Here is a 22,435-nt window from a genome sequence, read left to right on the forward strand (position 1 = left end):
ATAAATTGATTAATAAATATATAAACACATAATCTAATCGTATAGTATCTTATTTCGAGTAAATATTTCAATCCCAAAATTACAAACAATCTGTTATATCATAGGAATTCTTACGAATACATCGACCTTTTGCCTATCTCCCTCTCCATCATAAAGTCACACTAACCCTGATATTTATAGTTTACAAATATATAAATTGATTGATAATATAACAAATGAAAGCGCTTGATCATTCGTGGTATTCAAAAGGAGGGCTGTCCAACCAGTTAACGTTTGCGGCAATGAATAGGGCTATTTTTCATTTCATGTATTGGGAAAGGGGAAACGTATGAAACGTTATTGGGTAAGCGTACTTCATATTTCTTTACTGAGCTCTGCATTACTTACGACAACAGCTTTGGCTCCCGTCTCCGTATTGGCGGACAGTCCGGGGGCAGTGAGTTCCAAATCGCAAGTTTCCACATCCATTGAAAATACGGTTCCAGCATTCAGGAATGTTTCCGTTCATGACCCTTCCGTTATCAAGGTGGGTGATACCTTTTATATTTTTGGATCACATCTTCAAGTAGCAAAGTCCAAAGATTTGATGAATTGGGATTCGGTCGCCTCCGGGGTTACAGATGACAACCCTGTTGTACCTAATGTAACCAAGGAATTCGGTGAAGCCCTGCAATGGGCGCAGACCGATACGTTATGGGCAGCAGATGTCATTCAGTTGGCGGATGGCAAATTTTATATGTACTACAATGCGTGCAAAGGGGACTCTCCCCGCTCTGCGTTAGGCGTTGCTGTGGCAGACAACATTGAGGGGCCTTATAAGGATCAGGGTATTCTGCTCAAATCCGGCATGTGGGATGAGATCAGTGAGGATGGCACCATATACGATGCAACCATACATCCAAATGTGGTCGACCCTGATGTATTTTTCGATAAAAACGGCAAGCTCTGGATGGTGTACGGTTCCTATTCCGGGGGGATTTTCATTCTGGAGATGGATGAAACGACGGGAAAACCTCTCCCTAATCAGGGGTATGGCAAAAAACTGACCGGAGGCAATCACAGCCGAATTGAAGCACCTTATATGCTCTATAGTCCCGAAACCGACTATTATTATCTGTATCTGTCCTATGGCGGATTGGGTGCTGACGGGGGATATAACATTCGGGTAGCTCGCTCCAAAACACCTGACGGTCCTTTCCTCGATGCTGAAGGAAACGATATGATCAACGTCAAGGCGGACAAGGACAAACCCTTGTTTGATGACCGCTCGATCGAGCCTTTTGGCGTCAAATTACTAGGGAACTTCCTGTTTCAAAGACAGATCGGTGACCCAGGCACAGGTCAAGGTATCGGCTATGTATCACCAGGACATAACTCCGCTTATGTTGACGCTGAAACGGGAAAACAATTTCTGATCTTCCATTCCCGCTTTCCAGGACGCGGAGAAGAGCATGAAGTCCGCGTACATGAGATGCATATGAACTCGGAAGGATGGCCTGTCGTTTCTCCTTACCGCTATGCGGCATTGGAAGAAAACACTGCCCAACTGACAACCCAGGAGATTGCTGGTCAATACAAATGGGTGAATCATGGGAAGGAAATTACGGCCGAGATCAAATCTTCACAGACCGTTCAGTTCACAGCAGATGGGCAGATTAGTGGTGCGGTGACGGGAACATGGAGTCTTGAAACAGACAATCAGGTGCAAATCACATCGAATAATGTTGTGTATAAAGGTGTCTTCACGCATGAATGGGAGCCAGATTCCCAAAAGACCGTTCTGACCTTTAGCGTTCTCTCCTCCTCGGGCGTGGCAATCTGGGGAAGTCAGATGGCTGCACTGAAGGATCAGGATACTGTCAATGCGGTGAAAAAGGATCTGAGCATTGGTGACACAGGGAACGTATTCTTCAACCTGTCCCTCCCGACCAAAGGAACACGTGATGCAGAGATTACGTGGAAATCTTCCAACACCTCTGTGCTGTCCGCAACCGGAGTAGTGAATCGTCCTCGCACGGGTAAGGGAGATGCCAAGGTGGCATTAACGGCAACGATCCGCAAAGGTAGTGCGGTAAGCTCCAAAACGTTTAACGTTATCATTCCACAGCAAGCAGTAAGTCCACTGCTTGGAGAATATACTTTTGATCAAAAGAAACTTGCAAAAATCGCACAGGATTTCAGCAAAAATGAATACCATGGCCAAGCCTTTAATGTGGCGTCTTCTGTGGTTAGCAGCAAGAATCAGGCTGCTGCTTTTAACGGAACCGACAGCTATATCCAACTGCCCGGAATTATTACCGATACGACGGATTTCACCTTTAGTGCATGGGTCAACTGGAGTGGCGGTGGAGCCTGGCAGCGAATTTTCGACTTTGGAAATGGCCTGACTAGACATATGTTCCTTACTCCCGCCCAGCATACCGGAGCTCTGCAATTCACCATTCATGATCAGGGACGAGATCAGAGCCTGATTGCTGCTGAACCGCTGCCCTCCAATCAATGGGTGCATGTCGCTGTTACCCTTCAAGGAGATACCGGCACTATGTATGTGAATGGAAAAGTCGTAGCAAGCAGCACGGAAATCACGTTTAACCCGAAAGATCTGCAAGTAACTGAAGCTTATTTGGGCAAAAGCCGTTATACAGCCGATCCCTTCTATAAAGGCTCAATGGATAAAGTAAAAGTATATGATAAAGCGTTAACCTCCAACGAAATTCAGCGTCAGGCAAAAGAAAAGCCTTAATTTATTCAAAGCCTTACGCATGGAATTGATTTGAAATAACAAAAACGCCAATCTATCGGTCGAATTCACAGACTGTTGTATTGGCGTTTTATTTCATTTCACTTTGAATAATGAATGACCATGCTTAATTTATTCGCAGAGGCTCCCGAATTTTTATAGCCATGAGCCTTATCCGCGCGAAAACGAATCGACTCCCCTTGTTTTACCGTATAATCCTCCTCCCCAACCCGAATCGTTACTTCTCCTTCAAAAACCGTAATAAATTCCTCTGCCCCTTCTATATGCGGTTCAGCATTCAAAGAAGACTCTTCATCCATTTCCATCATGTACATTTCAAAACGGCGCCCCTCTTCGAAGGTAAAATGCGGATAAATGCGAATCTTCCCCTCATCCTCCATCAATGCTTGAATATCACTGCCCGTTACAACAGTAGTATCCGACTTCGGCTCGTGGATCAAGGCGGTAAAAGAAATTTTCAGGCCGTTTGCAATTTTCCAGACTGTCGCAATTGTAGGGTTGGATTCACCCCGTTCAATCTGACCCAGCATCGTCTTGCTAATTCCAGACATCTCGGCTACCTTGTCCAGACTAAGTTTTCTTTGTTCCCTGAGCTGCTTCAAATTCTGTGCCAGAACAACATTAATGTTTTTCAATATACTGTCACCTCTGTTTTAAAAGATTATGTTGTGCTTCATAACGCACATATTGTACAATTATAAAGAACGTACGTTATATCGCACATTTTAGTTAAATATAACATACAACAAGAATGAAATGTGGAGGACTTATGAATATTATTCCGTTACTGACTTACGCAATCGTGGCTTCATTCACACCGGGTCCAAATAACATCATCGCCATGACGCATGCAAGAAACGAAGGGTTCAAAAAAATTCTTCCGTTTATCGCCGGCGTAGCAGCTGGCTGCCTGCTTATTATGTTTCTGTCCAGTTATTTCAACCTTATTCTGCATCAATACCTCCCTAGGATCAAACCGGTCCTGAACATATTGGGGTGTGTATACATGATCTATTTGGCGATCAAAATTATGCGAAGTAAACCTGCGAATGCCAAAGATCCCAAGGTCAATCGATTTACGTTTCTCTTTGGCTTCACCCTGCAATTCATCAACCCCAAAGTCATTCTGTATGGCCTTACGGCCATCTCGGTATTTGTTATGCCTCTCGGAGACTCTCATGTTCATATGATCGTATTTTCGTTACTTCTAACCATCATTGGCATTAGTGCCAATATGACTTGGGGGTTATGCGGTATGTTATTTCAGAGCTTTTTATTGAAATATGAGCGTCCTTTTAACATTCTAATGGGTGTTTTGCTCATCTATAGCGCCCTATCGATTTTAAAATAAATGCAAGAGAAAAAGCGTCCTCCCATCTAATGAGCTGGACGCTTTTATGTTTATTTCAAATTACCTCAGTTTGATCTCCACCACGGTTGGCTTGGGTAAGCTCCTGTATGAAGCACAACCTTCTCACCGATTTTGGGCGTTGCAATGGAGACATTCAAGGCATGTGCAGCCTTGGTGATCCGTTCAACCGGCTCGTTCCAGGCATGATAGGCCAGTGTAAATGCTGCCCAATGAATCGGAATGAGCAGCCCTCCCTTTACATCCAAGTGTGCCTGTACCGTTTCTTCTGGCATCATATGAATGTTGGACCAACGCTCATCATATTGCCCGCATTCCATCAGGGTCAGGTCAAAGGGTCCGTACTTACTGCCGATTTCCTTGAAATGAGGACCGTATCCGCTGTCGCCGCTAAAGAAAACCTTCGTTTCTTGTCCAGCAATAACCCACGAACACCACAGTGTCGAATTGCGGTCCAACAACCCCCTGCCCGAGAAATGCCGCGCCGGTGTGCAGGCTAATGTCAGACCTTTGAAGGACAGCTCATCCCACCAGTTATGTTCGGTAATCTGTTCCGAGGGCACACCCAGTTGAATCAGTCTTCGACGCACGCCAAGGGGGACGATAAACCGCTGTGTTTTATTCTTCAATCTGCGGATAGATGAATAGTCCAGATGATCATAGTGGTCATGCGATATAATGATCGCATCCAAGGCTGGAAAGTCCTCGGGTTGAATCGGCAGGTTAGTGCTGTATCGTTTTGTACCCGCCCAGGATACAGGAGATGGACGATTTCCTAGCATTGGATCAAAGAGCAATCTGTGTCCTTCGATCTCAAGCAAAAAAGCCGAATGACCAAACCATGTCACCTGCGGCTGATCGGTTACATTTAACAATTTCGCTGGTTCATATTTCTCCACGGGAATGCTGCCCGCAGGTCTTCGCTCTATACTTCTCCGCATGGAATCTTTCAACATGCTCACGAGGGAGCTGAAGCTCATACCAGCGGATGTCGGAACCTGATTTTCGTATTTTGTCATTATTCATACCTTCTGTTCTCTATAATCAATAATTCAAGCGATCATTCAATCTTGAGTAAAACAGGAGCAACATTAGCCTTTATATTAAATCATTGTTCGTTTATAATCAATTCGCCTTCGGTAATCTGAATTTGATATCCAATCAACCCTAATGAATGGAGGACATGTTATCATGATTAAACTTATTCAGGACGTAGTTGAGGACATGAACAAGCAGCTAGAACGTATTGAAACCAGCTTGAACAGGTTGAACGAGGAACAGATTTGGACCAGATTTCAGCCTGGTATGAACAGTGTGGGGAATTATTGTCTGCATTTGGCGGGCAATGAATATCAGAATCTGGTGACAGGTATAGGGAACCAGCCTCTAATCCGGGAACGCTCTGCTGAATTCAATACCAATGGTGGTTTGAGCCGGGAGGAATTATTAACCAAGCTTCACCAGGTGCGAACAGAATCAACTGCGATATTATCTAATCTGGTAGAGGAGGATTTATCCAGAGAAGTGACCATACCCTATGAGTTGACCGATTGGAATCGTATGAACCGTCGTGAGGATGAAGCCAAAGATGCGCATGAGCATAAATTTGTACGTTCTCTGTTGATAAAGGTCTCTTCCCATTACGGCTACCATACGGGCCAGATCGTACTGCTGTCGAAGCTTTTACAGCCCAGCGACGAACATCTCACCGGACTATATCACTAAACACACTATAGAAAAAATGTAGATTTAAGGTGGAATTAAGACTCTGTTTTCTCTCCAATAAGATTGGGCTTATATGATAGAGAAAATACAGAGAGAGTATGTGAGAGATGATGAAAAAATTTCGCAGAAGATTATTTAAGACGTTTACATTCGGAGCAGTGGCTTTACTTCTCCTTCTGGTTACGGGCTTGATCTATCAACAAGTGACTACCCGTCAGGATCAGAAAACGTTTATTCCGCCTGGCAAGCTCTACAGTATACATGGAGACAATATGCATTTATATACGGGTGGTCAAGGAGATGCAACGGTTGTCCTTGCATCCGGGTGGGGTACAGCTGATCCTTATGTGGATTATTATCCGCTTTATGAAAAGCTTGCACCGTACACGAAATTCGCAGTTTACGATCGCTTTGGCTATGGTTATAGCGATATGACCGATAAGAAACGCGATGTCGATACCGTGGCAGATGAATTGCACGAGTTATTAGAGGTATCTGGGCAAAAACCGCCATACGTTCTGGTGGGTCACTCCCTCGGTTCGCTGGAAACGCTTCGGTTTGCGCAAAAATATCCGGATGAAGTACAAGGTATTGTCATGTTGGATGGGGGAAGTCCGGAATATTACGCCAATGACACTGACGATATGGCAAGTGTGATTGGTGGCTTCATGAACCAATTCCGGATCAAAACCGGTTTGTTTCGGTTGACTCTACAGTCTGACGCTGTTCTGGAAGCCTCCAATGCCAATCGGAACGGCCTGAAGTTTGTACCAGATGATCTGAAGAAAATAGATACCACGGCTCTATTGCTTAACTATGGGAATGCCAACACCGTGGATGAGTTGCGTGAAATGACAGCCAATGCCAAGGTTGTCGTCGACAACAAAAAGCCCTTCCCGTTTCCACTAACCATACTGACAGCAGATTACTTCGGAGCCAGTGAGCCGATATGGGATAAAACCCAAGCTGAATTTACATCCTGGTCGGCACACTCCAAACATGTGACCGTAAAGGATACCGAGCACTATATTCATCAATATCACCCGGATCTTGTTGCCAATGAAATATTGGATCTGGTTAAGAAGTAGATCCCTAAATAAACGCTAAATAGCTTAAAATTTCTTTCATAATAAAACCCTAACGATTCTGGTAATCGTCAGGGTTTTTATTTCGTTAAACTCGTTACTGTGCTAGTGCCATCCTAGGTGTTAGCGATCTGAAATGTGCCAATGCCTCTTGGACCTCCGTGCTCGTAAGACCGTGTCGATCAAAATAATGCACGATCTCCTCCATGCCAGCTCCATCACCGCTGTATATCCGCTGAACCTTTCGGATAATCTCTTGTTGTAATCGCTCTCGAACCCGCGTGCAACTGACAGGTTCACATAGCCAAAAATCAGTTCGCTTGACCTCCCCTGTTGCAGTCCATAACAAATTCTCATATCGTATGACATCCCAATCGCGATAACCCGCCTGGATCTGCTGAAGTTCTGTTGAGAACATATCATATATTAGATTGTGCGGTATGTGTCCGTATGTTGCCCGATACTGTCTCAGATTGAATCCTTCAATCCATTCTGTCAGCACAAAATCCCCAGAAGCGTACGCATACAATTCGGGAACATGAAGGTTGTTTTGCAATGACAAGAGCGCGTCACATTCGAATTCTCCATCCACTTTTCCACGAGGCGTGTACACCTTAAGGCAGTACTCTTGTAAACGATAGACAACCGACTGCTTTCCCATTAGTGAAGCTTGCATGGTCAGATGACCATTTTTCTTATATCGATCTAGTAATTGTTCAATATTCGCAGGAATTGATTTAACGATTCTCATAAAGACGTCTCCTTGATAATAAAATACATTCTAAAACGTTTTCCTCTATCCGTTATTATTAATCTACTCTCTATATTATCTTTAAAATCCCATATGAACATATACAATTTCGCCAGAACATGAACTATTTGCTTCCAACATAGAGATTTATTCTATTCGACTGGCAGGTTTATTTTCACTCTAATGGATGGAACCCGTTTCATGTCAAGGTACAAAAAAAACGATGCCCTCTATTAATGAGAGAGCATCGTTTCATTTCTTATATGACTTTCAATTAATGCATAGGTCCTTGTTGACCCTGCTGAGCACCGACCTTAACTCGTTTCACGAAGAGTGAAATGATCAGACCGATGACAGCAAGAACCAGTGCGAAAATAAATGCATTTTGTACACCGGATGTGAAGCCAGCCAACTGATTCTCTGGGCTCTCAGGATCTGTCACACCGCTCAAGAAGCGTGTCTGACCTGCGCTCAATATACTTACCGCAACAGCTGTACCAATAGCTCCTGATACCTGCTGCAATGTATTCATAATCGCCGTTCCGTGAGGATAGAAATCAGGTGGCAATTGATTCAATCCGTTGGTTTGTGCAGGCATCATGATCATTGAAATCCCGATCATCATGAAGATATGCAGCGTAATAATCTTGCCCAGGGTCGTTGTCGGGGTGATTCCTGTGTACAAGAAGAGTACAACAGTTACGATCGCAAGACCGATAATCACAAGCCACTTCGGACCAAATTTGTCAAACAGACGCCCCATAACCGGAGACAAGAATCCATTCAGCAAGCTGCCCGGCAGCAGTACCAGACCGGCAGTCAGAGCCGTAACCGCCATACCTTGTTGCAGGTACATCGGCAGGATCAGCATGGATGACAACATCATCATCATACAAAGGAAAATCAGAATCAAGCCGACTGTAAACATTGGATATTTAAATGCCCGCAGATCCATCATCGGCTGTTTCATTCTCAATTGACGGATGCTGAACAGCAGCAAAGATAATACTCCAATAACCAGTGTGGCTACAACGATAGGACTGGTCCAGCCACCACCACTTTCCCCATGTCCTCCTGCACTACTGAATCCGTAGACGATACCACCAAAACCAAGTGTGGAAAGCACAATGGAAAGAACATCAATTTTGGGCTTGGTCAAATTCGAGATATTCGGTAAGAATAGCAAGCCGCATACCAATGAAATAATGAAGAACGGCAAGGAGATCCAGAAAATCCAGTGCCAGCTCAGATTGGCCAGAATCAGACCCGAGATACTCGGACCACTTGCTGGTGCAAACATGATAACCAAACCGATCAATCCCATGGCAGCGCCACGCTTTTCAATCGGGAAGATAACCAATATGGTGTTAAACATTAGTGGCAGTAACAGAGCTGTACCTACAGCTTGCAATACCCGTGCCACCAAGAGAATTTCAAAGCTCGGTGCAATAGCAGCAACTAGCGTTCCTGCAATCGAAAAAATCAGAGAAGTTGTGAACAACTGTCTCGTTGAAAACCATTGTAACAGCATACCGGAAACCGGCACCAAAATACCCAAAACGAGCAAATAACCTGTCGTTAACCATTGAATGGTCGTTGGTCCCACTTCGAGCAAGCCCATAAGCGGTGTCAATGCCACATTTAGTGCTGTTTCACCGAACAGACCAATAAAACCGCTAAGTAGCATAGCGAATAAAATCGGAAATACTTTATATTGTTTTGTTTCTTGTTGATCCTTTACAGAACCAGCCTTCATGGCAGCTTCCACAATCCCATCCTCCTCAAACAATCTGACGATTTCTATTTCTCTTTACGAAGCTCACTGCTTCTCTTTTGCATTTTTCGCCACAACGGACAAATAATCAGCAGCCGTCAGCAAGGGCTGTTTGTCCTGGTTGGTCAGGCTGATAATCAACGCGCCCTCCATTAAGGAAATGACGAGTAGTCCCATCTCTTGTGCTTTCTTTTCACCTATGCCATCCAAAATCAGATGTTTCGTAATGATTTGCTGCCATCCTGCAAACACGTCCTGACATGCAATTCGCAATTGATGACTGATGCACGAGGTCTCCACGGCTGCCCAGAAACTAAATGGAAGAAAACCCGTAAAACCTGCCGCCTCCGTTTCAATGGCTAAGTCATGTATAAATTGCTGAATGGCATCCCCCGTATTATCATGAGCAGCAAATACTTCTTCAAACTTCTGCAGAATGTTTTCATTGGCTTTTTGAATACACTCATGAGCGAGCTCTTCTTTGCCATGTGGGAAATAATGATATAACGAGCCTTTTGGCGTACTGCTCTCCTTAATAATCTGATTTAGACCGGTCGCATGATATCCTTGTGAAAAAAACAGTCTGGCTGCTGTGCTGACGATTAGTTCTCTAGCACTAGACTTTTCACTCAATAAAGCCACATCCTTAAATGAATTATAACAATCGGTCTATATAATTAAAACCGTTTCGAAAAACACTGTCAACCCTTATATTTCGGCCAATTTTTGTGATAGCGCTATCAATTCAGTACACGGAAAGAACAGGAGCAAATTTTCCTTGATAACATTTTAAAAACATAATATCCTATTGGGATAGTATGCATTAGCCATGATATACTGATCATTACAATAATGAATAGAAAGGTGTTTGCCATGGAAATGCGAATGATCAAGACCTTTCAAACGATTGTAAAGCTCGGGAGCTTTCAACAGGCAGCAGAAGCTTTGCAGTATTCACAACCCGCCATTACACTGCATATGCAGAAGCTTGAAGCCGATCTGGGTATGAAATTACTGGATAGAGGCAAAAAGATTAAATTGACGGAAGCGGGGAAAATTTTTTACGCCAGAGCCGATCAACTCTTGAAGGAATACGAGTATTTGACAAATACGATCACAGACATTCAACAGGGACAAGCGGGGTTTGTACGAATTGGAGTATCCGAGCCAACAGCCAGCCATCGGCTTCCTGCTATTCTGTCTTCTTTTGTTAAACAGAATCCCAAGATTAAGCTCAGCGTGCGCATCGGGGACAGTAAGCTGCTTAATGAATTGCTAATTGATGAGCAGCTTGACTTTGCCGTCTGCCCTTCTCCTGAGACGAGTATGGAGACCGAGTTTCAACCGCTGCTTTTTGAACCGATGGCATTGCTGTTGTATGATTCACATCCATTTGCTCAGGGTGATGAAATCCATTTGGCAGATCTGAAAGGACAACAATTCCTATTCACACCCCCTAATTGCCCGATTCGCATCCGCATTGAGCAGTTATTGGCCGAGAAAATCGACAGCGATTATCAGGGAATCGAAATAAGTAATATCCGGTCTCACAAGTATTATGTACAAGCCAAATTAGGCATAACCATTGCTCCGATTGCAACAATCTGCCCAGCCATTCCCGGTACTGTTATCCAAAAAATTGCTGATCTCAAGGTTGGTCCCATTGCAGGCATTTTGCGTAAGCGAAATATACCGCTTGGTTCCGCGAGCGAAAAGCTCATGCTCGACATTCGAGCTGCGCTGCTTCAGAGCAATTTATATGTTCCTGAATTTGAACTCCCTTCCCAGCTGGCTATGCCATAAAATTGACTCACCAGCTGCCATTCTATTTTCAGGATGCAAACTGTTACTTGAGTCTGCCTGCCGTGCGTCCACCATCAACCGTTAATATGCTGCCTGTAATAAATGAAGCCTGGTCAGAGGTCAGATACAATATCGCTTGGGGAGCATCATCCGGACCTGATGTCCGGCCTAGCGGTGTAATGTTGATCATATGTTCTGTATGCTCCTTCGTCATCACACTAACCTCGCTGCCGGGTGCATAACCCGGCACAACTGCATTTACCCGAATGCGATAGGGCGACAACTCCAGGGCAAAGGTTTTGGTCAGCATCTCGATCCCTACTTTCGAAACCGAATAATTCCCCATGCCGACACCTGCGGTGGAAGCTGCCCCAGAGCTTATATTAATGAAGGAACCTTCTACTTTGCTCGCAATCATCTGTTTGGCAAAATGCTGAGTGAGCAGGAATGGTGCTGCCAGATTCAGATCCATCGTCTCATTCCAATGTTGAAGCGTCATATTCATGAGTGTGCGGTATGGATATATTCCCGCATTATTGATGACAATATCCGGCGCTTTCCATTGCTGCTCCACCGCTTGAACCAATTCATTAATGGACTGTTCATCCACAAGATTCGTTACATGCCAGTGAACATCCACTCCCTCCTGCTTCAGCTTGTTTACTGTATTTCTTAGGGCATCCTCCCGGATATCGGACAGATAAAGGCTCGCGCCTTCGGCGGCATATGCTTGTGCAATCCATTGGCCAAAAACACCAGCCGCTCCGGTAATGACTACCCTTTTCCCTGCAAATGTTCGTTCCGGCATGACTGTCGCTCCTCTATACCATGATGTTCTTGCTGTAAACAGGCTGATTCAACTCGGGTTAATTCAAAACGAGATTCTTTTCGGCCTCCACGACAAGTCGCACTGCCTGCTTTATTTCATAACCAATTCGATTCACCTGACGTATAAGTGATGTTTGGAGTCTGAAAAAGGCTTCACTTCCTACTTCGGCTGTCGCCAAAAGTTCGATGTCTGATAGCGCAGGTACAAGCGAATGACTGCCAGCGGCATCATGATCATACCGGCTGCCTCGCACATAATTGATGGGCACCAGCCATCTGCTAAGTGACAATATCGTTCGGTTCGCTTCTGTAACAGAAGCATCAGACAGGGACGTGGAGCCTATCCGGTCATAGAAATGGTCCGTGGCATTCTGTAGCTGCTGGATCCTGCTTGTTAAGCGTGAAAGATCAAGCTTGTCTCCGATAAGTTCTGTGTAATAGCCAACTCGTTCGGAAAGGGTTCGGATCGCCTGTCTCTGATCAATTGGAATAATGGGAGCAGAGGCAGCATTATGGACGGCTGCTACGTACACTTGGCAATCACGGGCCAAATACTCTCTGTCAATTTTGTCCAGCGTATCCTCAGTCGTATGCCACCACCAGCCAAACCAACCCTCAGGCTGATAGGACAGCCCCATAAAAGCGGACGGAAGTCCAGCACCCCAGAAGGACTGATCTCCCGACCTTCCAAACGGGGAACCGCGAAAAGGTTCGTCTGTGACGATACGTATGGCATCTGCACAAAGTGTCCGTGTCTCTGCCATTGTATTGGCTGCACCGAGCTGACTCGCTCCCTTGGCGCCCACGGAATCAATATTGATATGCAACACCCCGTTTTCGTGCAAATCTTCCCAATGAAGATCGCTATATAATGCAGAGCCGGCATATCTGCCGTGGGAGTGACCTGACCAAAATGCGAACCGAATTGAGCGTCGCAGCGTGTCACGATGCAATGATAATACCCGTGCCGTCTCCACCATGACGGCGTTGGCGGAACCGTTATCCATTGCGCCATAATGCCATGAATCCACATGCCCGCTAAACAGCACAAAGGATTCAGGCTCTTCCGTCCCCTGTATCTCAGCAATCAAGGTCGGAATGTTCACCCAGTCTGTGCGCACTTCCGCAGTCAACGTAATCTCTACATTCTCTCTTTCTTCCGCGGCGATTAAAGACTTGATCTGCTCTCCATCTGAATGGTTGACCGACAGAACCGGAATAGACGGATAGCCATCATCCTCTGGTGTCGGATTTCCCCACACGGAGGAAACGATCATTTCATGCGTATACGCACCGCTATTGATAAATATGGCCGCCGCTGCACCCAACTGCTGCAAACGATAAATCGTGGGCCCATTCGCAAGTCCGTGTACGACCACCGCATGACCTGTCACTTGATTGGCCCAGTCGGTCTGGTCTGAATCCTTTAGCTCTATGAATCTCAAAAGCGTGCTCAACTGTTCCGTCTGGGCTGACATGGAGTGCGTAATAGCTGCAAAAGAAATGCCGCCGACCTTAAGTTCTGCTCTGACAGGGATACTGATGTAGGCTTTGTCAAACGTAAGCTCGGTGGTCAAACCAAAATCCTCAAGCTGTTCCTTAATATAATGGAAAGCCCGTAGTTCCTCTTCGGAACCCGACAAACGAATCTCCTTTGCAATCTGTCTGTTGTATTCAAGCAAGAGATCACGGTCGATCTCATGCAGTATGGAGTCCACCTCCGACTGTTGCTTCAACTCAGTCATGTCAATCCCCTCTCTCCTCATTGCCTGCTGCAACACCCAGGGCAACCCTTGATTCATCATCACTGCTCTGGTTCAAATAACGGATGGCTGCTTCTCCAAGAACCGATATTCCTGTAACAATCGCTTGCTCATCAAAAATAATGGAATCACTGTGAAGGGGCAGCTCTGATCGGGCATCTTCTTCTGTAACCGTGCCGAGCCGGAATATGGCACCTGGCACATATTCGAGATACGCACCAAAATCTTCGCCGCCCATGGATGGCTCCTTCAGATACACCACGGCTTCCCGGCCAATGGTATCTGCCGCTGCCTGTTCAATCACATCGACGATATGATCATCGTTTATTACAGGAGAACCGCCGCGGTAGTAATCAAATTCCGCTTTTCCACCGAACCCTTCCGCAATAGTCTCAATGAGTCGCTTCATATATACAGGCACAGCTTCTCGCGTCTCAGGATTGTGCGTACGAATGGTACCTCTGAGTTGAACCTCCCCAGCGATAACGTTATACGCATTGCTATTGCTTTGCAGTTTCGTAATCGAGATGACGGAAGAATCAAGAGGAGACAAGTTTCGGGATACTACCGTTTGCAACGCAGTTATAATCTGGGCTGCAATGATGACCGGATCGACGGTTCGATGCGGATAGGCAGCATGTCCACCTTTTCCCGTCACTCGAATATCAAAGGCATCTGCCGCTGCCAGCATGGCCCCTTTTCTCAAACCAATCTTGCCAGCAGGCAAATCCGGCCACACGTGGAGCGCAATGATCGCATTCACTTCCGGATTATGTAATACACCTGCCTCAATCAGATCCGTTGCGCCTCCCTGTACTTCCTCAGCAGGCTGGAATATGAACTTCACCGTTCCCTGGAGCTCATCCCTGTGCTCACTTAATGCCGCTGCTGTCCCAAGAAGAATGGCGGTATGCACATCATGCCCGCAGGCATGCATCACCCCTTCGTGAACGCTGGCAAACGGCAATCTAGTCTTCTCTTCAATAGGTAGTGCATCCATATCGGCGCGAATTCCAATGGTTCTTCCCTCACGTCCACCTTTCAAAAGCCCAACAACACCTGTGCCGCCTACACCCGTCTCTACTTCGAGACCAACGTCCTCCAAAAATTGGGCTACCAGCTTGGCTGTTTCAAACTCCTGGTGACCAAGCTCAGGATTCTGGTGAATATGGCGGCGAAGCCGTATAGCTTCGTCCTTCCACTTTTCGGCTGAACTACGAAAACTCATTGTTTCATTCCTCCTCTATTCATCGTATAAATGACACTGCACTTCACGGTCTGGAGCGACGAATCGTTTCTGTGGAACGACCTGTCGGCATGTCTCCATAACGTATGGGCATCGGGTATGAAAAACACAACCAGCAGGCGGATGAAGTGGCGATGGGATCTCACCGCTTAATACAACTCTTTCCCTTTTGGCACGAGGATTCGGGATCGGTACCGCAGACAATAATGATTTGGTATAAGGATGCAGAGGATCGGCGAACAAGGCTTCCGCGGGCCCCTGCTCCACCATCTCGCCCAAATACATCACACCAATACGGTCGGCAATATGGCGTACAACGCTAAGGTCATGTGCAATGAATAAATAAGAAATGCCGAGCTCCTCCTGAACCTCTTCCAGCAAATTAATGACCTGGGACTGAATCGACACGTCCAGCGCTGATACGGGTTCATCACAAATAATGAGCTTCGGTCCAAGGGCCAACGCTTTGGCGATGCCCAGCCTCTGACGCTGACCACCTGAAAATTCATGGGGAAACCGCTCGTAATGTTCTTCACCGAATCCTACTTTGCGCAGCAACGACATAGCTGTTTCCATTCTGTCCCGTTTGTTGCCCTTCTTGTGGATTAATAGCGGTTCTTCAATGGAGTAACCGATGCGTTTACGAGGGTCCAACGAGGTGTACGGATCCTGAAATACCATCTGCATATGCTGCCTATAGCTTCGCAGTTCTTTTTTACTTAACCCCAGGATATCCGTGCCCTCATAAAATGCTTCTCCGGACGTTGGCTCAACAAGTCTGAGAATCGACCGCCCGAGTGTGCTTTTACCGCAGCCGGATTCGCCCACCAGACCAAAGGTTTGTCCAGTGTGGATGTCAAAGGATACACCGTTAACTGCCTTGACTTGCCCTCTGGTTCTGCCAAAAGAAGATCGAACAGGGAAATGTTTGTTCAGATTGCTAACCTGTAGCAGCGGCTTCGACTCAACCAATGATTTCGAGTTCATGTGTCTCCTCCTGAATCGTTGCTATTCCGGGATACCAGCAGCGTACCGAATGCTTCTCGTCCACCTGTTTCAAGGAAGGCGCTGCTCGCAGGCATTGTTCGTCCGCATAAGCGCATCTTGGAGCGAATCGGCAGCCTGTCGGAACCTGATGCAGTGCGGGTACCGTTCCCTCAATGACATGGAGCTTGCTGTGCTGCTCGCCATCAATCCGAGGAATGGATTTCATTAAGCCTGACGTATACGGATGCTGGGGATTGAAAAATAAATCGTCCACGCTTGCCTCCTCCACGACCTGTCCAAGATACATGACCGCCACTCTTGTACACGTCTCTGCGACTACACCCAGGTCATGTGTAATCAGAATGACACCAAGTCCCGTCTTCGCTTGCAGACTTTCGATTAGCTCCAGTATTTGCGCCTGAATCGTTACATCCAGCGCCGTCGTTGGTTCATCCGCGATAAGCAGTTTCGGATTACAGGCAAGTGCCATGGCAATCATGACCCGCTGTCGCATCCCTCCCGAAATTTCATGCGGATGTTCATCCACCCTCTTTTCCGGTGAGGGGATACCTGTCATACGCAGCAGATCCACGGCAGCCAGACGCGCCTGTCTGCCATTCATGCCTTGATGCAGCTTCAAGCTCTCGGCAATTTGTTTGCCAATCGTCTGAACCGGATTCAGGGAAGACATAGGGTCTTGAAAGATCATGGAGAGTTCATTGCCACGAATGCGTTCCATTTGTCTTTTGGACAAACTTAAGAGATTGGTTCCTTCGTAGAGGACTTCACCCGAGTATTCCACATAATCTTCGTCAAACAGTCTGAGAATGGATTCGGCGGTTACACTTTTCCCACAGCCGGACTCACCTACGATGCCCAGCGTCTCCCCGGCAAGGACGTGGAAGGATACGCCTTCCACCGGGTGGATGGTTCCTTTTTCGGTTGAAATGGACACTTTCAGGTCCTTCACCTCAAGCAACGGTTGTTTTCCCACGACGTCTCCCCCTTTTCACCTTATTCGCATGCGGGTCGAGCAGATCTCTAAGGCCATCGCCGAACAGGTTCAGCCCCAGTACAACGAGCACCAGGAAAATGCCGGGGAAGACAGTCATCCACCAAGCGTTGTAGATCACCGTTTTTCCGTCAAAAAGCATATTCCCGAGACTTGGGGACGGAGAAGGAATGCCTGCTCCAAGAAAACTTAGAGAAGCTTCCGTCAGGATCGATACGGCAAAAATAAAGCTGGATTGGATAATGAGCGGAGACAGCGTATTGGGCGCCATATGAATCCAAATGATGCGCCAGCTGCTTGCTCCCTGCGCATGCAACGCTTCAATATAAGTTAACTCCCGAATGACCAGCGCCTTGGAACGAATAATCCGGGCCATCGATGGAATGAAGATAATACTTAGGGCGATAATGACATTGCCCGGATTCGGGCCAAGAGCCGCCATAATGGAGATAGCAAGCAAAATGGACGGAAAAGCAAACAAACCATCACAGATGCGCATAAAGATATGATCCAGTACCGAATAACTTGCGGATAATAATCCCACAATCATACCGATCAAAGAAGACACGACCGTAACAGCAAAACCAACTGCAACCGAAATACGCAAACCATATACGGCGCGAGTGAATACATCACGTCCAAAGTTATCTGTGCCAAATATGTGCTGCCCGTTGGGCCCTTTAAGTCGATTCACCGGATCAATCTGTAACGGCCCGTATGGTGTAATCATCGGCCCGATGATTACCAGAAGCACAACAACAAGCAGAATTCCCGCCCCTGTGGTTAACAACTGATTATGCATAAAGCGTCTGAATACGATGCGCCTGTTCTTCCCTTTGTGAAGTCCTGACGCAGCGATGGTGGTATCCGGATTGGTTATCAAGTTGTCTCCACCTCCTTCATTTCTTGCTTAATCGAACTCGTGGATCGACCAAACCATACAACAAATCAACGATTAGATTTACGAACACATAAGCCACCGTAACCAGCAGCACCGAACCCTGAATAACGGAGTAATCTCTTCGGCTAATCGAATTAACGATGAGCTGCCCCACTCCCGGAATATTGAATAGCGTTTCTATAACCGCAGCACCAGTAACCAGTCCACCGAACGATTCCCCAATAACTGTGAGAATAGGGATGAATGCAACCCGTAACGCGTGTGTATACACGATCGTTTTTTCTTTGACACCCTTGGCTTTGGCGGTTTTGATAAAATTGCCGGACATTACATCCAGGATGGAGGATCTTGTCATTCGGGTAATGAGCGCTGCCTGAATGATGCCGAGCACGATACCAGGAAGCAACAGATACTTGATATGCTGCCACAGACCCTCTGTGAGCGGTTGATACCCTGCAACGGGTAGCCAGCGCAGCTTCACGCTAAAGAACATGACCAGCAGTGAACCCAACAGAAAACTCGGAATGGAGATACCCAGCATGGAGAAACCCATCACCGATTGGTCCACGATGGTCCCTCTTCGCTTGACTGCTGTAATGCCAAGGAACAAGGCGAGAAACACACCAATCACCTGTGCAATGATCGCAAGGGATAATGTAGGCGCCAGTCGTTCAAAAAAAGCCTCTGTCACAGGTTTGTCCAGAAAGATGGACTCCCCCAAATTCCCGGATAACAGCCCCAGCAACCAAACGCCGAATTGCTCATAGATCGGCCTGTCCAACCCCAGCTTGCTTCTTAGCTCATCGATATCGGCTTTGCTCGCCTCTTCACCCAGCAGAATCGCAGCGGGGTCCCCTGGTGTGACATGAATAATGGAGAACACCACGATTGCCACCACAAAAAGGACAGGTATCAAGGACAATAACCGACGAACAATATATCCACCCATATGAGGGCCACCTCACTTTCCAATGGCAAACGGAAAGGCGTATTCCTGTAGAAGCGATGCTACGCCTTTTCATCTGCTGCCTTTCCTTTTAACTATTTGTTATTGGTTGTATTCCAGAAGATCGGGCCCAAAATGTTCTGGAAACCACTGATATTTTTCGATAGCGCTGTAACCTGTTTGGTGTGCCCGATCTGAGAGAATGGAACTTCGGTCCAAACAAATTGCTGCAATTCGTCAATGAGTGGCCTTGCGGCCTCTACTGAATCGGACGTCCGGATTCCTTGAAGTAGCTCACTCAGTTTCTCGCTTTTCAGCAGCCCTGCTCCGCCTCCCCAGAACGCATACTGGTAGAACGTAGGCCGGAATGCATAACTCATGGGGTAAATATCCCACCCTGTGCCTGTCCCAAGTTTTTCCTGCAAAGTAGGCCAATCATAGACATCCAGCTTAACCTTGACGCCAATCGACTCCAGCTCTTGCTGCAAAACAACGGCTACGTTATATTGATCCACATAATCTCTCGTCGTGAAAATTTTGATTTCTTCGCCGTTATAGCCTGCTTCCTGAAGCAGTTGCTTTGCTTTATCCGCGTTAGCTTGGCTGTACGATTCTTTGCCTGCTTCCGAATACCAGTTCGGATATTCGGGTAGAACCAGAGAGGATGTCTTCACATAAAATTGTGGATCACGGAATGCCGATGTCAGTATGTCATCCACATTCTGAATGGCATTGACAGCCTGACGAAGTTTGACGTTCTTGAACAAGCCGTCATTACTGTTATAGAAATATCCAATCATGCCTCCCGGACTGAGAAAGGTTTGCAAGTCGGGATTGTCCGCAATCTGCTGTTCATTATCCACAGAGATATTCAGCGCAATGTCGTATTCCCCGGAAGTAATACCGGCAAGACGGGTTGACTCATCTGTTACGAAGCGGAAGTACAGGTCATCGACCAGCGCTTCCTTTTTGCCGCCAGCTCCATCACTCGGCTCGGTACGGGCGGAGTAATCGTCATACTTTTTCAAATGAATATACTGATCCTGCTTCCACTCCTCCAATTGAAACGGACCTGTACCGATGAATGATTTGATACCTTTATCATCTGCTTCATCAACCACTTCTTTCGGATAGATCGCCGCTGCGGGAATCGGGTCAGCTAGAAGTTGCAGTGTTAGCAGAAACGGTGTTTTCAATTGAAGTACGACAGTATACGGGTCCGTTTCTTTGGCCTCGGCACCCACAAAGTTCGCTTTACCATGACTCGACAGTTTGATCCAGCGATTCAGGGAAGCAACAACGTCCTCCGCTTGCAGTTCCTTGCCATTATGAAACTTCACACCTTGACGCAGATGGAATGTATAGGATAACTTGTCGTCGCTGATCTCATAGGATTCTGCCAGCAGCGGAATGACCTGTGCATCTTTATCCAACGTTACCAGCTGCTCATAGATCTCGCGTGAAATATCCTTGACCGCTGTATTGGATGACACATGTGCATCCAGTGTGACCGGTTGTGTTGGATAGCCAATGTTCAGTGCCCCGCCTGTCTTGCCTTCTACCGATGTCTGCTGTGCTGGAGTTTCACCGGTTGTTGAAGAGGCCTGTGTACTCTGCTGGCCCTCTCCACCTGAAGCGCAACCTGCCAGAAGCAAGAATGCCAGAATCATCATTAAAGCAGGCTTGGTATGTTTTCTCATCATGTAACCCCTCTCGCTCTCATGCATAATGTTAAAACCTATTTCACTGTCCTGAATGATATACAAGTGTTCATGTCGGATTAGTGATAATTGGTATTTTCAGGCTAAGGGAACAGAGGTCTTTTGTAAAATAAGCAATCGTAATGTGTTGATTCATTTTTTGTAATCTACGAAAAAGCGTGATTCTATGTACTTCCAACTATTCCGATGGTAATATACAACTTAAATTTCATCCTTTATCTGGAAGGAGTCATGAACATGACAACAATACAACGCTTGGATGCTGCACTTGCGGCACATATCGAGAAGGTCGAACATTATAAACAGGTACAAACCCTGCTTGCCTGGGATGCTCGCACGGGGGCACCTCGAAAGGGCGCATCCTACGCCGCACGAGCCAAAGCAACATTGGCTGGAGAACTATTCAAGTTACAGACCGATGCTGATTTCGGTTCGCGATTAGAGGAAGCAGCACAACAAGAGGACCTTGATGAGCTATCCAAGCGAATTATTGCAGAGCATTGGAAAACGTATAAACGCTGGAGTGCCATTCCAATAGAGGAATATCAGGCATTTGTACAGCAGCAAGGTCTTGCAAACGCTGCTTGGCTGGAAGCCAGAGCTGCCAATGATTTTTCCATTTTCGCTCCGCATTTGAAACAGATCTTAGATGCAAGCTTGAAGTTTGCCGGATACTGGGGATACGAGCAGCATGCATACGATCCACTCGTGCAGCAGTTTGATCCTGACCTGGACAAGGTAACTTTGGATCGCATTTTCAGTGAGCTCAAATCCGCTCTTATTCCGCTGATCCGTCGTGTCACCTCTTCCGCTAAACAACCGGACACATCCATATTCAACCATCCCTTCCCACTTGAACAGCAGCGGCAGCTTGGGATCGAGCTGTTACAAGCCATTCGTTACGATTTTGATGCCGGGCAATTCGGCGCAACCGTGCACCCATTCAGTTCTGCCATCAATCCTTACGATGCACGGCTCGCAGCCAAATTTGTTGAAAATGACGTTCGCGTTTCCTTGTGGAGTGCTTTACATGAAGGAGGCCACTCACTCTATACACAGAATATTGACCCCAACCTGATACATACCGGACTTGGGATCTTCACTTCGTACGGCATTCATGAATCCCAATCGATCTTTTTTGAGAAATTCATTGGCAGACACAAGGGCTTCTGGGAAAACAACTATTTTATTTTGCAAAAAATCAAACCTGAAACGTTTGGAAGTGTGAGTTTGGATGACTTTTATTTTGCTTTAAATGCAGTAAAACCGACGTTTAACCGTTTTGAGGCCGATGAACTTACCTACAACCTGCATCTCATTATTCGGTATGAGTTGGAGCAAGCCATTATTGCTGGAGAAGTGGATTACGAAGGATTGCCTGAAGCATGGAATGATAAATATGAGGAATATCTGGGGATTCGTCCCCCGACTCATCTGGAAGGCATTTTACAGGATGGACACTGGAGCGCCGGCTTTGGATTATTCCCTTCCTATACACTTGGGTTTGTCTATGCAGCACAAATACACAAAGTCATCCGCCGCGAACTTCCCGATTATGATCATTTGATTGAATCAGATCATATTGAGACAATTACCGGATGGCTAACAACTCATATTCATCAATTTGGTAAATCAAGATCGGCGGACGAGCTAATCAAGTCCATCACCGGAAAAAGTATTGATACCGCTCCTTTAATTCATTACTTAACGGATAAATACGAGCAGCTCTACGAGTTGTAATGATTCTGTGATTTTGCGCACAA

General features: G+C 46.3%; 19 protein-coding genes. 6 read left to right on the forward strand and 13 right to left on the reverse strand.

Annotated features, from left to right (window positions below):
- Positions 1–328 precede the first annotated feature (328 nt).
- Positions 329–2,743 carry an arabinan endo-1,5-alpha-L-arabinosidase AbnB gene (gene abnB, locus G3352_RS00605; RefSeq protein ID WP_163753006.1) on the forward strand — a complete coding sequence of 805 codons (2,415 nt, stop codon included), beginning with the start codon at positions 329–331 and terminating at the stop codon, positions 2,741–2,743.
- 98 nt (positions 2,744–2,841) lie between these two features.
- Here abnB and G3352_RS00610 read toward each other — a convergent pair whose 3' ends face one another.
- On the reverse strand, positions 2,842–3,396 hold the full coding sequence (locus tag G3352_RS00610) for a helix-turn-helix domain-containing protein (protein ID WP_076288336.1): 555 nt from the start codon (positions 3,394–3,396) through the stop codon (positions 2,842–2,844).
- 134 nt (positions 3,397–3,530) lie between these two features.
- On the opposite strand from G3352_RS00610, the gene G3352_RS00615 reads away from it, so the two are divergent.
- Positions 3,531–4,112, forward strand: a complete 582-nt coding sequence (locus G3352_RS00615; RefSeq protein ID WP_163753007.1) for a LysE family transporter — start codon at positions 3,531–3,533, stop codon at positions 4,110–4,112.
- Between the two features lie 65 nt (positions 4,113–4,177).
- Here the strand turns inward: G3352_RS00615 and G3352_RS00620 are convergent, their stop codons facing one another.
- Positions 4,178–5,149: an MBL fold metallo-hydrolase gene (locus G3352_RS00620; RefSeq protein WP_163753008.1), complete on the reverse strand. Its 972-nt coding sequence runs from the start codon at positions 5,147–5,149 to the stop codon at positions 4,178–4,180.
- Between the two features lie 172 nt (positions 5,150–5,321).
- Here G3352_RS00620 and G3352_RS00625 point away from each other — a divergent pair, with 172 nt between their 5' ends.
- Together G3352_RS00625 and G3352_RS00630 are read left to right on the forward strand one after the other, a co-directional pair.
- On the forward strand, positions 5,322–5,855 hold the full coding sequence (locus G3352_RS00625; protein ID WP_163753009.1) for a DUF1572 family protein: 534 nt from the start codon (positions 5,322–5,324) through the stop codon (positions 5,853–5,855).
- 107 nt (positions 5,856–5,962) lie between these two features.
- Positions 5,963–6,943, forward strand: coding sequence for an alpha/beta fold hydrolase (locus G3352_RS00630; protein ID WP_240342871.1), 981 nt, complete (start codon positions 5,963–5,965; stop codon positions 6,941–6,943).
- A 94-nt stretch (positions 6,944–7,037) separates the two neighbouring features.
- Here the strand turns inward: G3352_RS00630 and G3352_RS00635 are convergent, their stop codons facing one another.
- The 3 genes from G3352_RS00635 to G3352_RS00645 form a co-directional block, all read right to left on the reverse strand.
- Positions 7,038–7,691, reverse strand: coding sequence for a protein kinase family protein (locus G3352_RS00635; RefSeq protein ID WP_163753011.1), 654 nt, complete (start codon positions 7,689–7,691; stop codon positions 7,038–7,040).
- A gap of 274 nt (positions 7,692–7,965) precedes the next feature.
- Complete coding sequence (locus G3352_RS00640; protein WP_076288859.1) at positions 7,966–9,447, reverse strand: DHA2 family efflux MFS transporter permease subunit; 1,482 nt, start codon at positions 9,445–9,447, stop codon at positions 7,966–7,968.
- A gap of 63 nt (positions 9,448–9,510) precedes the next feature.
- A complete protein-coding gene (locus G3352_RS00645; RefSeq protein WP_163753012.1) occupies positions 9,511–10,098 on the reverse strand; it encodes a TetR/AcrR family transcriptional regulator in 588 nt (195 codons plus the stop codon).
- Between the two features lie 240 nt (positions 10,099–10,338).
- On the opposite strand from G3352_RS00645, the gene G3352_RS00650 reads away from it, so the two are divergent.
- A complete protein-coding gene (locus tag G3352_RS00650) occupies positions 10,339–11,268 on the forward strand; it encodes a LysR family transcriptional regulator (RefSeq protein WP_079694381.1) in 930 nt (309 codons plus the stop codon).
- Positions 11,269–11,311: 43 nt separating this feature from the next.
- Here G3352_RS00650 and G3352_RS00655 read toward each other — a convergent pair whose 3' ends face one another.
- The 8 genes from G3352_RS00655 to G3352_RS00690 form a co-directional block, all read right to left on the reverse strand.
- Positions 11,312–12,076 (reverse strand): SDR family NAD(P)-dependent oxidoreductase, encoded by a 765-nt coding sequence (locus G3352_RS00655; RefSeq protein WP_163753013.1) that lies wholly within the window; start codon positions 12,074–12,076, stop codon positions 11,312–11,314.
- 58 nt (positions 12,077–12,134) lie between these two features.
- Entirely contained in the window at positions 12,135–13,841 is a 1,707-nt protein-coding gene (locus tag G3352_RS00660) for a M28 family peptidase (RefSeq protein ID WP_163753014.1), read from the reverse strand.
- A gap of 1 nt (position 13,842) precedes the next feature.
- On the reverse strand, positions 13,843–15,087 hold the full coding sequence (locus G3352_RS00665) for a M20 metallopeptidase family protein (RefSeq protein WP_163753015.1): 1,245 nt from the start codon (positions 15,085–15,087) through the stop codon (positions 13,843–13,845).
- A 15-nt stretch (positions 15,088–15,102) separates the two neighbouring features.
- On the reverse strand, positions 15,103–16,092 hold the full coding sequence (locus G3352_RS00670) for an ABC transporter ATP-binding protein (protein ID WP_163753016.1): 990 nt from the start codon (positions 16,090–16,092) through the stop codon (positions 15,103–15,105).
- Positions 16,070–17,086 carry an oligopeptide/dipeptide ABC transporter ATP-binding protein gene (locus tag G3352_RS00675; protein WP_163753017.1) on the reverse strand — a complete coding sequence of 339 codons (1,017 nt, stop codon included), beginning with the start codon at positions 17,084–17,086 and terminating at the stop codon, positions 16,070–16,072. Before G3352_RS00675 ends, G3352_RS00670 begins: the two co-directional genes overlap by 23 nt.
- Positions 17,064–17,987: an ABC transporter permease gene (locus G3352_RS00680; RefSeq protein ID WP_240342872.1), complete on the reverse strand. Its 924-nt coding sequence runs from the start codon at positions 17,985–17,987 to the stop codon at positions 17,064–17,066. Before G3352_RS00680 ends, G3352_RS00675 begins: the two co-directional genes overlap by 23 nt.
- Before the next feature lie 16 nt (positions 17,988–18,003).
- On the reverse strand, positions 18,004–18,954 hold the full coding sequence (locus G3352_RS00685; protein WP_163753018.1) for an ABC transporter permease: 951 nt from the start codon (positions 18,952–18,954) through the stop codon (positions 18,004–18,006).
- A 92-nt stretch (positions 18,955–19,046) separates the two neighbouring features.
- Positions 19,047–20,654: an ABC transporter substrate-binding protein gene (locus tag G3352_RS00690; protein ID WP_163753019.1), complete on the reverse strand. Its 1,608-nt coding sequence runs from the start codon at positions 20,652–20,654 to the stop codon at positions 19,047–19,049.
- 255 nt (positions 20,655–20,909) lie between these two features.
- Here G3352_RS00690 and G3352_RS00695 point away from each other — a divergent pair, with 255 nt between their 5' ends.
- Positions 20,910–22,412 carry a carboxypeptidase M32 gene (locus G3352_RS00695; protein WP_163753020.1) on the forward strand — a complete coding sequence of 501 codons (1,503 nt, stop codon included), beginning with the start codon at positions 20,910–20,912 and terminating at the stop codon, positions 22,410–22,412.
- Positions 22,413–22,435 lie beyond the last annotated feature (23 nt).

It is taken from the genome of Paenibacillus sp. ALJ109b (genome assembly GCF_010747435.1).
GTDB classification, from domain to species: Bacteria; Bacillota; Bacilli; order Paenibacillales; family Paenibacillaceae; genus Paenibacillus; species Paenibacillus taichungensis.